Source organism: Streptomyces sp. NPDC046909 (assembly GCF_040644695.1).
Taxonomy (GTDB): Bacteria; Actinomycetota; Actinomycetes; order Streptomycetales; family Streptomycetaceae; genus Streptomyces.
In genome coordinates this window covers 129,638-143,391 of record NZ_JBEYXC010000005.1, presented here as the reverse complement: position 1 = coordinate 143,391, position 13,754 = coordinate 129,638, and the positions used below count along the sequence as shown (strand labels likewise).

15 protein-coding genes are annotated in these 13,754 nt (G+C 70.6%); 5 read left to right on the top strand and 10 right to left on the bottom strand.

The features are described 5' to 3' along the window. Positions 1-70: 70 nt before the first annotated feature. Positions 71-1,093, bottom strand: a complete 1,023-nt coding sequence (locus ABZ928_RS17710; RefSeq protein ID WP_361519199.1) for a hemolysin family protein — start codon at positions 1,091-1,093, stop codon at positions 71-73. Further along, positions 1,090-2,442, bottom strand: coding sequence for a hemolysin family protein (locus ABZ928_RS17705; protein WP_361519197.1), 1,353 nt, complete (start codon positions 2,440-2,442; stop codon positions 1,090-1,092). The genes ABZ928_RS17710 and ABZ928_RS17705 overlap by 4 nt, the downstream gene beginning before the upstream one ends. A 117-nt stretch (positions 2,443-2,559) precedes the next feature. On the opposite strand from ABZ928_RS17705, the gene ABZ928_RS17700 reads away from it, so the two are divergent. Next, entirely contained in the window at positions 2,560-3,015 is a 456-nt protein-coding gene (locus tag ABZ928_RS17700; RefSeq protein WP_361519195.1) for a TerB family tellurite resistance protein, read from the top strand. A gap of 27 nt (positions 3,016-3,042) precedes the next feature. On the opposite strand, the gene ABZ928_RS17695 is transcribed toward ABZ928_RS17700, so the two are convergent. Further along, positions 3,043-3,981, bottom strand: a complete 939-nt coding sequence (locus ABZ928_RS17695; protein ID WP_361519193.1) for a M56 family metallopeptidase — start codon at positions 3,979-3,981, stop codon at positions 3,043-3,045. Positions 3,982-3,987: 6 nt separating this feature from the next. Beyond that, positions 3,988-4,374 carry a BlaI/MecI/CopY family transcriptional regulator gene (locus ABZ928_RS17690; RefSeq protein WP_361519192.1) on the bottom strand — a complete coding sequence of 129 codons (387 nt, stop codon included), beginning with the start codon at positions 4,372-4,374 and terminating at the stop codon, positions 3,988-3,990. A 149-nt stretch (positions 4,375-4,523) separates the two neighbouring features. Here ABZ928_RS17690 and ABZ928_RS17685 point away from each other — a divergent pair, with 149 nt between their 5' ends. Beyond that, positions 4,524-4,739, top strand: coding sequence for a twin-arginine translocase TatA/TatE family subunit (locus tag ABZ928_RS17685; RefSeq protein WP_361519190.1), 216 nt, complete (start codon positions 4,524-4,526; stop codon positions 4,737-4,739). Here ABZ928_RS17685 and ABZ928_RS17680 read toward each other — a convergent pair. After that, complete coding sequence (locus tag ABZ928_RS17680; RefSeq protein ID WP_361519188.1) at positions 4,734-5,711, bottom strand: ABC transporter substrate-binding protein; 978 nt, start codon at positions 5,709-5,711, stop codon at positions 4,734-4,736. The two genes, ABZ928_RS17685 and ABZ928_RS17680, sit on opposite strands and share 6 nt — an antisense overlap. A gap of 270 nt (positions 5,712-5,981) precedes the next feature. Between ABZ928_RS17680 and ppk2 the strand changes: the two genes are divergently transcribed. Next, a complete protein-coding gene (ppk2, locus tag ABZ928_RS17675; protein ID WP_361519186.1) occupies positions 5,982-6,785 on the top strand; it encodes a polyphosphate kinase 2 in 804 nt (267 codons plus the stop codon). A gap of 188 nt (positions 6,786-6,973) precedes the next feature. Here ppk2 and ABZ928_RS17670 read toward each other — a convergent pair whose 3' ends face one another. The 3 genes from ABZ928_RS17670 to ABZ928_RS17660 all read right to left on the bottom strand — a co-directional run bounded on the left by ABZ928_RS17670 (position 6,974) and on the right by ABZ928_RS17660 (position 10,248). Continuing rightward, positions 6,974-7,534, bottom strand: coding sequence for an AAA family ATPase (locus ABZ928_RS17670; RefSeq protein WP_361519185.1), 561 nt, complete (start codon positions 7,532-7,534; stop codon positions 6,974-6,976). Positions 7,535-7,906: 372 nt separating this feature from the next. Next, positions 7,907-8,476, bottom strand: a complete 570-nt coding sequence (locus ABZ928_RS17665; protein WP_361519183.1) for a carboxymuconolactone decarboxylase family protein — start codon at positions 8,474-8,476, stop codon at positions 7,907-7,909. Between the two features lie 107 nt (positions 8,477-8,583). Next, positions 8,584-10,248, bottom strand: a complete 1,665-nt coding sequence (locus ABZ928_RS17660; RefSeq protein ID WP_361519181.1) for a cellulase family glycosylhydrolase — start codon at positions 10,246-10,248, stop codon at positions 8,584-8,586. Positions 10,249-10,520: 272 nt separating this feature from the next. Between ABZ928_RS17660 and ABZ928_RS17655 the strand changes: the two genes are divergently transcribed. Beyond that, positions 10,521-11,294: an SDR family oxidoreductase gene (locus ABZ928_RS17655; protein ID WP_361519179.1), complete on the top strand. Its 774-nt coding sequence runs from the start codon at positions 10,521-10,523 to the stop codon at positions 11,292-11,294. 105 nt (positions 11,295-11,399) lie between these two features. On the opposite strand, the gene ABZ928_RS17650 is transcribed toward ABZ928_RS17655, so the two are convergent. Continuing rightward, entirely contained in the window at positions 11,400-12,140 is a 741-nt protein-coding gene (locus ABZ928_RS17650) for a GntR family transcriptional regulator (protein ID WP_361519177.1), read from the bottom strand. Between the two features lie 146 nt (positions 12,141-12,286). Here ABZ928_RS17650 and ABZ928_RS17645 point away from each other — a divergent pair, with 146 nt between their 5' ends. Beyond that, a complete protein-coding gene (locus ABZ928_RS17645; RefSeq protein WP_361519175.1) occupies positions 12,287-13,237 on the top strand; it encodes an alpha/beta hydrolase in 951 nt (316 codons plus the stop codon). On the opposite strand, the gene ABZ928_RS17640 is transcribed toward ABZ928_RS17645, so the two are convergent. Further along, positions 13,234-13,725 carry a carboxymuconolactone decarboxylase family protein gene (locus ABZ928_RS17640; RefSeq protein WP_361519173.1) on the bottom strand — a complete coding sequence of 164 codons (492 nt, stop codon included), beginning with the start codon at positions 13,723-13,725 and terminating at the stop codon, positions 13,234-13,236. The genes ABZ928_RS17645 and ABZ928_RS17640 overlap by 4 nt on opposite strands. Positions 13,726-13,754 lie beyond the last annotated feature (29 nt).

Here is a 13,754-nt window from a genome sequence, read left to right as displayed (position 1 = left end):
TGGAAGGACCCGGTAATGCGAAGGGCCGGGCTCCGCCCCCGAAGAGGCGGAACCCGGCCCTGCTGCACGGTCAGGACCCTCCAGCGGGTTGCAGATACCTGGCCAGCAGGTCGTCCAGCGTCACCATGCCCGTGAGCGCGCCGGCGTCGTCCCGTACCACCGCGAGGGAGGCACGGTTGCGGCGCAGCAGTTCGATCGCGTCGGCGACCGTGTCGTCCTCGGTCAGCTCCGGTACCGGGCGGGCCAGGGCGCGGGCGCTGGTGGTGCGGGCCTGGGCGCGGGCGACGAGGGCGTCGCGGGCGTGGACGGAGCCGAGGACCGCGCCGGAGTGCAGGACGAGGAGGCGGGTGCGGTCGTGGTCGGCGGCGAGGCGCAGGATGTCGTCGACGCCCGCGTCACCGTCGACCGAGGTGATCTGCGCGGCCGGGATCCGGAGGTCCCCGACGGGGGTCTCGGGCTCGACGAGCGAGCGGGTGAGCAGCTCCGAGTCGGTCTCGCTGATCAGCCCCAGCCGCTCGGACTCCTCGACGAGGTGGGTGAGCTGCTCGCGGTTGTGAACGGAGGCCAGTTCGTCGCGCGGGGTGACCTTGCACAGCCGTACGAGCGCGTTGCTCATGCGGTTGAGGACCGCGATGAGCGGACGGACCGCCTTCACCACGGCCCGGAAGGGCGGGGAGAGCAGCATCGCGGAGCGTTCGGGGTGGGCGATGGCCCAGGACTTGGGGGCCATCTCGCCGAGCACCATGTGCAGGAACACCACGACGAGCATCGCGAACACGAAGGCCACCGCGTAGCTGACCGCGCTGGGCAGGCCCACGTCGTGCAGCAGCGGGTCGAGTTCGTGGGAGATGGCGGGCTTGGAGACCGAGCCCAGGCCCAGGGTGCAGACGGTGATGCCGAGTTGGGCGCCGGCCAGCATCAGCGACAGCTCGCGCATCCCGGCCAGGGCCGCCTTGGCGCCGCGCTGCCCCTGCGCGACGGCCTTCTCCATGCGGTGCCGTTTGGCGGCGACCAGGGCGAACTCGGCGGCGACGAAGAATCCGCTGCCGATCAGCAGCAGCACGGTCACGAAGAGCGCCATCGGGAAACTCAAGACTGCTCCTCCCCCACTTCCGCGATCATCTTCTCGGTCACCTTCTCGATACGGACCCGCTCCGGAACATGCCGGTCCAGTGTGCGTACGACGATCAACGCGCGCCCCTCGTCGAGGAGTTCGACGGTGAGACGGTCGCCGATGGCCGGGAAGCGGCCCAGGCGGTCCACGATCAGGCCGGCCACGGTGTCGTAGTCGTCCTCCTCGGGCAGCTCGACGCCGGTGGCGTCGGCGACCTCGTCGAGGCGGCGCCCGGCGTCGACCAGCCAGCCCGCGCCGTCCTGGACGGCGACCTCGATGACGGTGTCGGTCTCGTCGGCGATGTCACCGACGAGTTCCTCGGCGATGTCCTCGTAGGTGACGATGCCGGCGACGCCGCCGTGCTCGTCCAGGACGACGGCGAACTCGTCGTCCCGCTCCCGCATCCGCTCGACCGCGTCGGGCAGCGGAAGGGTGTCGGGCAGCAGCAGCGGGCGGCGGGCCAGCGAGCCCGCGCCGGTGGTGGCCAGCCGCGCGGCGGGCAGGCTCATCAGCTCGCGCACGCCGACGACTCCGGGGACGTCGTCCGGGTGGTCGCCGAGGACGGGGTAGGTGGAGTGGCCGTGCTTGGCGATCAGGTCGACGGCCTCGGCGGCGGTGGCGTCCTTGCGCACGAACACGGCGTCGACGCGCGGGACCATGACCTCGCCGAGGGTGCGCTCGGAGAACTCCAGGGCGTGGTCGATGAGTTCGGCCGTCTCCTTGGGGAGCTCGCCCTGTTCGTGGGACTCGCCGATGAGATGGCCGAGCTCCTCCAGGGTGGCGCCGTGGTGGAGTTCCTCGACGGGTTCGATGCCGACCTTGCGCAGCAGCCGGTTGGCGGCGCCGTCGAAGACGCGCACGACCGGGCCGACGACCTTGAGGTAGGCCAGCGTGGAGGCGGCCAGGGACTTCGCCAGCCGCTCCGGGACGGCGATCGCGAGGTTCTTCGGAGCCAGCTCGCCGAGGACCATCTGGACGACGGTGGCCAGCACGAAGGCGAGCACGACGGAGATCCCGCCGACCGCGCCCTCGGGGATGCCGACGCCGGTCAGCGCGGGCTTGAGCAGCGCGGAGACGGACGGCTCGGCGATGAACCCGACGACCAGGCCGGTGACGGTGATGCCGAGCTGCGCGCCCGACAGCATGAAGGACAGCCGCTCCAGGACCGTCAGGGCGCGAGCGGCCCGGCGGTCACCCGCCTCCGCCTCACGGGCGAGGGCGAGCCGGTCCGCTGAGACGTAGGCGAACTCCTGGGCGACGAAGTAACCGGTGCCGGCGGTGAGGACGAAGACGGCCAGCAGGCCGAGCCATGCGTTGGCGGCACTCATCGGACAACCACCCCGCCCTGTGTAGCGAACAACTTCTGCTCCTTCGGAACTTATCGGCCCGACCGCTAGTTTCTACGTTGCTGTAGATACCGACCGTACCGACCGTATGGAGTAGTCATGGCCCTGTGGGACCGTTTCAAAGAATCCGCGTCGACGATGCAGACCCAGCTCATGGCGAAGAAGAACGACCTCAAGAGCGGCGCCTTCCGCGACGCGAGCATGGCCATGTGCGCGCTGGTCGCCGCCGCCGACGGCACCGTCGATCCCTCCGAGCGGCAGCGGGTGGCTCAGCTGATCGCCTCCAACGAGGTGCTCCAGAACTTCGACGCCGCGGACCTTCAGCGTCGCTTCGACGACAACATCAACAAACTGACCGCTGACTTCGCGTTCGGCAAGGTGAGCGTGTTGCAGGAGGTCGCCAAGGCGAAGAAGAAGCCGGCCGAGGCTCGGGCCGTCATCCAGATCGGCATCGTCATCGGCGGCGCCGACGGCGACTTCGACAAGACCGAGCAGGCCGTCGTGCGCGAGGCGTGTTTCACCCTGGACCTGCCGCCGCACGAGTTCGACCTCTGAGCCACGAGGGCATGCGCGGCGGCGCCCTCAGAGCGGCGTCGCCGCGTGCAGGATGACGATCATCGTCACCGCCGAGTTGGCGGACGACAGCGCGGAGACGGCCGTACCGGCGGCCGCCGCCCAGGCCGCCACGCCGACCGCGGTGAACACCGAGGGCCAGTCGGGCGTCGCGGGAGCGGGTGCCAACAGGGCCGCCACCCGGCGTGGCACCGGGCCGGGCAGGGCGAGGCCCGCCAGCGTCGGCACCGGCGTGCCCCGGGAGACCAGCGCCGCCCTGCCTATGGCGCGGGCCACGGCCCTGCGGTCGCCGACGAGACGGGCCGCCTCCTCGTCCGCCCAGCGTTCGGTGGTGTACGACACCGCCGTGCGCAGCGGGCGCAGGAAGGGGTTGGCGTGCGCCGCGAGCTGCGTGAGCAGCAGGAACCGGTGGTGACGGGCCGCCAGGTGGGCGCGCTCGTGGGCGAACAGGGCGCGCCGTTCGGCGGGGCGCAGCCCGGACAGGAGTGCCGTGGTCACCACGACCCGGTCCCCGTCCCGGTCACGGCCGGGCAGGGCGTAGGCGTACGGCTCGTCGTCGGGCAGGACCGCGACCCGCGTGCCGGGGAGACCGGCCAGCGCGCGGTGGGCGCGTCGCCGTACCCGGGTATGGCGCCACAGCACGCGTGCGCAGAGGGCGGCGACGGCCAGCAGGGCCGGGATGGCGGCCCGGCCGGCGATCCCGTCGTACGGGACGGCCTCGCGGACCTCCGGGTCCGACCAGCCGTCCGGGAGCGGGTTGCCGGGCAGCTGCGCGGTGCCGACCACCATCAGCAGCCCGAGACAGACCGTGCTGCACAGGGCCATCACCGCGGCCACGCCCGTCAGCAGACGGGTGGCGACCCGCGGGTGCAGACGCTGCTCGGCCAGCCGGGCGATCGGCCATGCCGTCAGGGGCAGGACCAGTGGCAGGAAGACGAACACCCCCATGCGGATTCAGTGGTCCCCTTCGTCCTTCGCCTGTCCCAGCAGTTCCCGCAGGAGTTTCTCGTCGTCGGGTTCGAGGGAGGTGACGAAGCTGGCGAGGACCGCCTCGCGGTCGCTCTCGCCGTCCAGGAGCCTGCGCATCCGGTGCGCGGCCAGCCCGGCCTCGTCGGACACCGGGGTCCAGGTGAAGGAGCGGCCCGAGCGTTCCCGGGTCACCGCGCCCTTGGCCAGCAGCCGGGTCAGGATCGTGATCACCGTCGTATAGGCGAGGTCCCCGCCGAGGCGCTCCTTCACCCAGCCCGCGGTCGCCGGCGCGTCCGCCTCCCGCAGGGCCGACAGGACCTGCACCTCCAGCTCGCCCTGCCTCCGCCGCCGGGGCCGCCGGTGCTCCGTCACGCCCTGTCTCCCTTCCGCTGCCGCGCACTTCACGGGCGGTCCATCGTACGGACACCGCGCTGCCCCGCGCGGCCGCCTGCGGGTACGCTTCCGGCCTGGCCGGGATCGCCTCCGACTTCGGCGTCACCGTCCGATCCGGAGGGATCCCCATGTTCGGAATGAGCGAGCTCGCCGTCATTCTCCTCGTCGTCATCGCCGTGCTCGCCGCGAAGAAGCTTCCCGGGCTCGCCCGTTCCGCGGGCAAGTCGGCGCGCATCCTCAAGGCGGAGGCGCGCGCCGCACAGGACGAGGGGGCGGCCCCCCGGGTGATCCGGGGCGAGGTCGTCACGGACCGGGCCCAGGGGGACGCCGCGCCCCGGTCATGAGAACAGGGTGTCCAGATCGGGCTTCTTGCCGCCGAACAGGCCGTCCTGCTCACCGAGGCCGGCGAGCTTCTCCAGGGACGCCATGTCGACCTCGGCCGGCCAGCTGGGCAGGATGAGGTTCTTCAGGACATCACCGCTGATCTTGGTGTAGGTGGGGAGGATCTGGCGCGCCTCGTCCGGATGGGCGGAGGCGTACTCCAGGGACTCCGTCATCGCCGCGGTGAAGTTCTTCACCAGGTCGGGGTCCTTCTGGACGGTCTGTGTCGAGGTGAAGTACGTCGCCACGGTCAGCTTGGGGTCGGTCTCGGCGAACGGTGACGCGACGACGCGGGCGCCCTGTGCCTTGGCGATGGTCTGCGCGGGCTCGCCCATCCACGCTGCGTCGACCCGCCCGTCGTCGACGGCGGCCGGCATCTGGTCGAAGGGGATCTCGACGAACTTCACCTTGTCCGGGTCGCCGCCATCCTTGCGGACCGACTCGCGCACGGTGGTGGAGCCGATGTTCTGCAGGGTGTTCACCGCGACCGTGCGGCCCGCGAGGTCCTTGGCCGACTTGACCGGGCTGTCCTTCTTCACCATCACGGCGGTGACATCGCCGCCCACCTTGCCGTTGGACGCGGCGCCGTTGGCGACGGACTTGACCGGAACTCCCTTGACCTGGGCGACCATCAGGGAGGTCGTGTTGCTGAACCCGAAGGTGAACTGGCCGCTCACCACACCCGGGACGATCGCGGCGCCGCCCTGGGCGGGAACCATCTCCACCTTGATGCCGCGGCTGCCGAAGAAGCCCTTCTTCTGGCCCAGATAGAGCGGGGCGACGTCGACGATCGGCACGATGCCGACCTTGACCGTCGTGGTCCTGCCGCCGCCGGAGGACGACGAACCGCTCGTTCCCGAGTCCGAGGATCCGCATCCGGCCACGCCGACGAGGGTGATCAGTGCTGCGCCAAGCCCGAACATGCGCCTTTGCATGGGCTCTCCTGGGGGAAGGGGTGGGGAAGAGACCACGGCTGTCCTGGTGCGCGTCGACAGCCCGACGTGCGTGTCGACAGCCCGACTGATTTTGTGCACTTTCGTGACGGCCGCAATCTACACGCCACACTTCGCGCTGTCAGTACTCCCGACAAGGGTGGTCGCGTCCCGCGCAGGCGGCCGCCGCCCCGCCCTCCACGATGCGCCGACGACCGCCGGACAGTACGGTGCTGTCCTGGTGTTCCGGAGCACGACGGGCGTGGAGGCGGCATGACCGGCGACAAGTCAGACAGGCTGCCGCGCAAGGCGTACGAGAAGGAACTGCTGCGCCTCCAGACGGAGTTGGTGAAGCTCCAGGAGTGGGTGCGCGCCGAGGGCGCCCGGCTGGTCGTCGTCTTCGAAGGGCGTGACGCGGCGGGCAAGGGCGGCACCATCAAGCGGGTCTCCGAGCATCTCAACCCGCGCGTGGCACGGATCGCGGCGCTGCCCAAGCCGACCGAACGCGAGCGCACCCAGTGGTACTTCCAGCGCTACGTCGAGCATCTGCCGGCCGCCGGGGAGATCGTGCTGTTCGACCGTTCCTGGTACAACCGGGCCGGAGTCGAGCAGGTGATGGGCTTCTGCACCAAGGAGGAGCACCAGCTCTTCCTGCGCCAGTGCCCGGTCTTCGAGCGGATGCTGGTCGAGGACGGCATCCTCCTGCGCAAGTACTGGTTCTCCGTGAGCGACACCGAGCAGCAGGAGCGCTTCCGGCGCCGCCTGGAGGATCCCCTGCGGCGCTGGAAGCTGTCCCCGATGGACCTGGAGTCGATCACCCGCTGGGAGGCGTACTCCCGGGCCAAGGACGACATGATGGTCCACACCGACATCGCCGAGGCCCCGTGGTACGTCGTCGAGAGCGACGACAAGCGCCGCGCCCGGCTCAACACCATCGCCCATCTGCTGAGCTCGGTGCCGTACCACGAGGTGCCCCCGCCGGTCCTGGAGCTGCCGGAACGCCCCGCGTCGACCGGCTACCAGCGCACACCGCGCGATCTGCAGACCTACGTCCCGGACCACGCGGCGCGCCTCTGACTCACTGGGCCCCGGCGGCCCCCTCCGGGTAGGCGGTGACCGTCGGTTCGGTGTCGAGGAGCGGGACGAGGCGGTACTCGTCCTGGTTGTGTCCGACGATCATCGACGGCTCCTCAAGGGATCTGCGGTACATCCGACATCCGTGACAGATGCGAAAAACAATCCACTCGACGCACAGCGACCACCGCTCACCTCGAAAAACTTCCCCCTCCGGGCCGGGTGATCGCCGCGTCGGCCACGGCGACCCGTTCCGCGAGGCCCGCGGCGGCGATGTCGACGAGCTCGTAGCCGAACTCGCGGTAGCTCCGCTCGTGGACCTTCTCGAACTCCAGTGACTCCGCGAAGCTGATCCGGCGGGCGCTGGTGGGCTCGCAGAAGCCGAGGTTGCGGACGAAGAGCACCTGACGCTCGTAGATCCCCTCGGTCGTGATCCGTTCGAGTTCCGCGGCGAGGGAGGGCGGCACCGGTCGTCCGAGGTATCGCGCGAGCGCGTGGGTGCAGACCGGCGAACGGTCGTACACCTGGAGGGAGTTCGTGGCGGGTGCCGTCAACTGGCGGGTGCGTTGCAGTTCGACGATGTCCTCGATGAAGGACGCGCGTGTCCACGGCTCGTCCTCGCCCCGGGCCTGGGCCCGTGCGATGACCGAGGTCGCCGCTTCCTCTACGACGACGTGGCCGAGGCCGGCGAGGGCGCGCAGGATCGATGTCTTGCCCGCGCCCGGCGTGCCGGTGAGAACGTAACGGCGCATGGTGAGGATGCCTCTCGTGCCTGAAGGGAAGGGTGGGGCCGCGACGAAGGCGGCTTCTCGACGGCTCGGATGCCGGAGACGCCCGTCACTCCCAGGGCACGCGGCAGGCCCAGTTCGCCCGCGTCGCTCGTGCCCGGTGGCGGCAGTGTAGGTGACATACGCAGGTCGCGATGCGGTGCATCCTGCCCGCGACGACCCTCACCCCGTTCACGACCGGACGCGGCCGTGCGGAGCGGTACTTGGCCGATGTCGTCCTCGGTGCGACACCGGCGGGCAGCGGGGACTATGTCGACCGGTGGCGTGTGGCCCGGTCGTCGGCCAAGTCGTATGACAGGGAGCGGGAGCGCCAACTCTGGAAGGTCGTCGGGCGGTTCACGAACCCACCGGGAACGGCACACCCCAGGGCTCCTCCGTCAGGAGAAGGCCGTTCGCGACATAGCTGATGACGCGGTACCAGCCCGCGAGGACGAGGAATTCGAGGAGTTGGGCGTCGTCGTAGTGGGTGCGCAGGGCGTCCCAGGCGGGCTGCGAGAGCCGCGCGGTGTCGTGCAGTTCGTCGACCGCGGTGAGCAGGGCCGTGTGACGCGGTGACCACTCCACCGTATCCGCCTCGGTGGTGGTCGTTTCGGCGGTGGCCCGGAGCTGGTCGGGGGTGAGTCCGGCCTGCGGGGCGAGTGAGGCGGCGTGCACGCCCCACTCGTACGCGCAGCCGGTGCGTGCGGTGACCCTGGCGATGACGAGCTCCCGGTCCTCGGCGGGGAGCAGTCCGTGGTTCAACAGGCCGGAGCCCAGGACGAACATGCGGGAGGCCAGGTCCGGGTTGCGGTGCAGGGACCGGAACAGGGTGAGCGGGTCCTGCGGCGCGCCCGGGGGCATCCAGCGGTGCAGCGCTCGGTCGATCGGGGCCGGGTACGGCGGGTGGAGTGGTTCCATGCGCGGCATGCGGCACCTCCTGCTTCGATTTCCGAACCAGCGTTCCGGAATCAGTATGGCGATTCGGAAATCGAAGCACAAGGGTGCGCTCAGCCGATGCGATGCTCGGCCGGTGCTCAGCCGGTCGCGCAAGCACTCCCGTTGAGCGTGAACGCGGTCGGGGCGGTGTTCGTGCTGCCCTTGTTCCCGATGAAGCCGACGGTGACCGAACCGGCGGCGGGGACGGTCGAGGTGTACGACGCGGGGGCCACGCTCACCGTGGAGCCGGACTGGGTGGGTGTGCCGCCCCACATGTTGGCGATGGTCTGTCCGTCGGCGAACGAGAAGCCGAGCTTCCAGCCGCTGATCGCCGTCGCTCCGGTGTTGCGGATGACGATCTCGCCCTGGAAGCCGCCGGGCCACTCCCCCACGACGCGGTAGCCGACGGAGCAGGCGAGCGCCGGGGCGGTGCCGGTCGTGACGTTCACCGTGGCCGAGCGGGCGGACCGGTTGCCGGCCGCGTCACGGGCGTAGACGGCGAAGGTGTACGCCGTGGCGGGCGTGAGGCCGGACAGCGTCGCCGAGTTGGCGGTGGAGGCCGCGATCTTCGTCTCCGTACCCCCGCTCACCCGCACCACGTCGTATCCGGCGACACCCACGTTGTCCGTCGACGCGGTCCAGGTCAGGGCCGCGGACGTGGCGGTGACGGCGGAGGCGGTGGGGGTGCCCGGGGTCGTGGGCGCCTGGGTGTCGCCCGGGGTGCCGCCGCCGTAGACCGTGGCTTCCTTGGAGGTCTGGGCGATGCCGTTGACGCCGTTGAAGATGCGCTGGCCCCACGCGCTGAGCTGGGTGGGGTCGAAGCCGATGGACAGGTCGAGGATCGGGTCGGTGTTGCCGCTCCAGGACCAGGCGAGGTAGCCGAGGTCGAGCTGCTCGGCGGTGGCCATCATCGTGTCCTCGTCCGGGTCGCCCCACTGGTCGGCGGGGCCGCCGAACTCACCGATGACGAGGGGGAGTTTGGCGGTGACGAAGGCGTTGAGGTAGTCGGTGATCTCCGCGGCGGTGTCGAAGACGCTGTACATGTGGATCGAGAACAGCAGGTTGCCGGTGGTGTCGGCGGCGTACACGGACTGGGCGTTGGCGCGCATGACGCCCTGCCAGTCCTGGCCCCAGTTGGGCGCGTCCACCATGATCGTGTGCTCGAAGCCGGCGGTGCGCAGCTTCTTGATCGCGGCGATGGTGGGGGCGGTCCAGCCCTCGGGACCGGTGTTGCCCCAGGGCTCGTTGCCGATGTTGATGATGATGTAATTCTCTTGACCGGCCAGCACGTCCTTGAGGCCGATCCAGTAGTCGGCCGCCTGGTCGAGGGTGCCGGCGGCGGCGTCCTCACCGTATCCGGTGGTGTCGTGCACCTCCAGGACGCAGATGAGCCGGTTGACCTTGCACTGGCTGACAACGTTGGCAACGTCCGATGCGGTGTTGGCGGTCCAGCGGTGGCCGTCGGCGAGGACCACGCGGACCGTGTTGGCGCCGAGCGCCTTGACGTCGGCCAGCGACTGAAGCTCGTTCGGGTACCAGGTGTGGGCGTGGTTCACGCCGCGCATCACGAAGTCGTTGCCATTGCCTTCGAGCAGCCTGCCGTTGCCGATGTGCAGCCCGGTGGCCTGGGTGCCGACGTCGGCCGGCTCGGTCTGCGCCTGGGCCGCGGCCGGGCACAGCGCGCCGACGACCACGAGGCCGAGCAGGGCGATCACGAGGCGGGCGAGGAGGCTCTTTCTTGTCGTGCTTCTTGTTCTTCTCACTGCGACTCCAGGGAGTGAGCGCCAAGAAACTCAGGCTTCGGAAGGGGAGTTGGGAGCGGGTTCAGGAGCAGGTTTGGGAGCGCTCCCATGAAAGCCACCCTGCCGAGTACACGTCAATAGAAAGCGCATGCATGGCTGACGCGATGCCCGACTGTCGACACTATCCGGAATGGCGAACGCCACCACCCTTGACCGCGCCATAGTGTCGACACTAGGAATGGAGGGCGAGCCGTACCGCGGTCTCGTACGACAGCCCAGTGAAGGGGGTCCACGTGACCGGCAGGCTCTCCGGAAAGGTCGCGCTCGTCACCGGCGCGGGCGCGGGTATCGGACAGGGGTGCGCGCTGCTCTTCGCCGAGCAGGGCGCGACCGTCGTCGGCTGCGACATCGACGCGGACGCGGCGGAGGGAACGCGCAAGCTCGCGGCCGAACGCGGGCTGAGTGTCGACATGCTGGCCCCGCTCGACATGACCCGGCCGGCCGACGCCCGCCGCTTCGCCGACGAGGCGGCCGCCCGGCACGGGCGCGTGGACGTCCTCGTCACCGCCGGCGCGATCGCCCCGCACATGGCCACGGCCGCCGGCATGGACTTCGACGCCCAGTGGACGCCCACTCTGCAAGGTGAGGTCGACGTCGTCTTCCTGCCGGTGCAGGCGGCGTGGCCGCACCTGGCGGCGTCCGGAGGCGGTTCGATCGTCAACTTCGCCTCGGTGAACGCCTTTCGGGGCAGCGGCACCTTCGGCATGGTCGCCCACTGCGCGGGCAAGGCGGCCGTGCTCGGGCTGACCCGGCAACTGGCCGTGGAGGGCGGGCCGTCGGGCATCCGCGCCAACACCATCTCGCCCGGGATGGTCCGTACGCCCGCGACCGAGTCGGCCGGTGCGCACGAAGGGGCCGCGCGCGAGGCGCTGCTGGCCCGGATTCCGCTGGGGCGGACCGGGACGCCCGAGGACATCGCGTGGTGCGCGGTGTATCTGGCCTCGGACGAGGCGGCGTGGGTGACGGGCGGCAACTTCCCGGTGGACGGCGGAGTGCTCGCCAAGTGACCACGAGCCGGAGGCCATACGCGCCGAGTGCTCGCCAAGTGACCACGAGCCAGAGGCCATGCGCGCGGAGCACTCACCGGGCGACCGTGCGCCGGGCGCCGGCCCTCAGGACACGGCGGACCGCTTCCGCGTCGGTTTGCGGGTGCGCGCCGCGTCCTGCTCCATCTGTTCCTCCACGGCCCGCAGCGCCCGGACGGTCGCCCCCGCGATGAGCGCCGACGCCAGCTCGCCGTCCCGCTCCTCGCAGGCCTGGAGGAGTCGTTCCTGGTCGTCGATGCTGTAGGCGAGGCGCCCGGCGCGGGTCAGGCTCAAGTGGCGCAGCATGAGGGTGCGCAGGGCCAGGGAGTCGAGGATCTGCTTCAGGGTGGCGTTGCCGACGACCTCGGTCATGCGCTCCTGGAGCTGGACGTGGGCCCAGAAGTACGCGTCCACGTCCCCGGAGTCGGCCAGTTTGCGCATACGTTCCACCCGGCCGCGGAGTTCGGCCAGTTCGGTGTCCGTGGCGCGCTCGACCAGCAGCCCCGCGAGCATGGCCAGCAGCTGTCGCCTGACCTGGTAGATGTCCCGGATGTCCTGGAGCGAGGGCGCCGCGACCCGGGGCCTGCGGCGGGCCTTCATCTCGACCAGGCCCTCCTGTTCGAGGAGCATCAGCGCCTCGCGGACGGGCGTGCGGCTGGTGTCGAAACGGCGGGACAGGTCGACGCTGTTGAGGTCCTGGCCCGGTTCGAGGCGTCCCTCGATGATCCCGGCGCCGACCCATTCGGCGATCTGCGCGACCAGCGGCTCGCGCCGGTCCCGCAGCCGCAGCAGGCGCTCCAGCACCAGGTGCGTGTCCTGATCGGTCATGCGGCGATTCTCCCTGCCTGCCACGGCTCACAGCCGGTTCAACGGTGTCGACACTATCTCATCCCCTCACAAGCCCTTTCGGCCATCCCTGTTCACCTGTCGACAGACATCACGTGTCGACAGACATCACACCCCTGGGAGGATCCATGAATGCGGACCGCACCTCCGCGGCCTTCAGCAGACGAGCGGTGGTCGGCGGCGCCCTGGCCGCGCTCGCCGTCACCGGAGCCGCGCCGGGCCCCGCCCACGCAGGCACATCTCATACGCCGGAACCGTGGGAGCCGGTCGCGATACCCGAGCAGGTGCCGGTGACCGAGTACCAGGTGCCCGTCTCCGGCGGCGGCAGCCTGTGGTGCTGGGACACCGGCGGCGACGGCGAGCCGGTGGTGCTGCTGCATCCGGGGTCGGGCAGCGGCGAGAGCTGGCCGTACCAGCAGCCGGTGCTGGCAGGGGCAGGTTTCCGGGTCATCGGCTACTCGCGGCGGGGCGCCTACGGGTCGGTGGCCGGCACCAGAGCGGAGTCCGACACCGCCTCCGGGGACCTCGACACGCTCGCCGACCACCTGGGCCTGGACCGCTTCCACGTGGACGGCTCGGCCGCGGGCGGCCCCGTGGCGATCGACTACGCGCTCTCCTATGGCGACCGTCTGCTCAGCCTCACCGTCTCCGGCAGCGTCATGGGTATCCAGGACGCCGAGTACCAGGCGCTGACCGCCTCGCTCCAGCCGGACCCGTTCGGGGACATGCCGGTCGACTTCAAGGAGCTCGGTCCGTCCTACCGGGGCGGCGACCCGGACGGTGTCGCCGCCTGGCTGGCGATCCACGAACGGGCCCGGGCGGCCGACTCCTTCCCGCAGTCCCTGGCCAACACCATCACCTGGGCCGCGCTGGAGACCCTCACCCTGCCCGTCCAGCTCATCACCGGCGACTCCGACCTCTACAGCCCGCCCTCGCTGATGCGGCTCAACGCCCAGCACCTCCAGGACGTCGAGACCCATGTCGTCACCGAGGCCGGGCACAACCCGCACTGGGAGCAGCCGGACGCCTGGAACAGACTGCTCATCCGGTTCCTGCGGCGTCACGGCCGCCGCTCCTAGACGTCCAGGGCGACCAGGAAGCGGGACACCATGTTGTACGCCGCCACGGTCGCCGTCAGTTCGACGAGCTGCGCGTCGGTGAAGTCGCCACGCAGGGCGTCGAACAGCTCGTCCTTCACCTGGATGTCCCGGGTCATCGCATCGGTGTACGCGATGACCCGTCGGCGCCGCTCGTCGAACTCCGGTTCCTCCCGCCGGAGTTCGACGAGATCGGCGTCGGTGAGCCCGGCCCGGCGCGCCTCACCCTCGTGGGCCGTCCACTCGTACTCGGCCCGGTTGAGGACCGCGATGCGCAGGACCGTCATCTCCCGGATGTCGGCGGGGAGTTCCATGCGGCCGCGGACCGCTCCGAGGAGGCTGTTCCAGCCGTCGGCGAGCTGAGGGCTGTGCAGGAGCATGCGGTCGAGGGGGTGCAGGGTGCCGCCCCGGCGGTCGCGGATGCGCTGGGCGATGTCGCCGCTGCCGTCGGTGTCGGGGAGTCTTGCCATGCGGGGTCCTTCCAGAGGGGGCAGTCGGT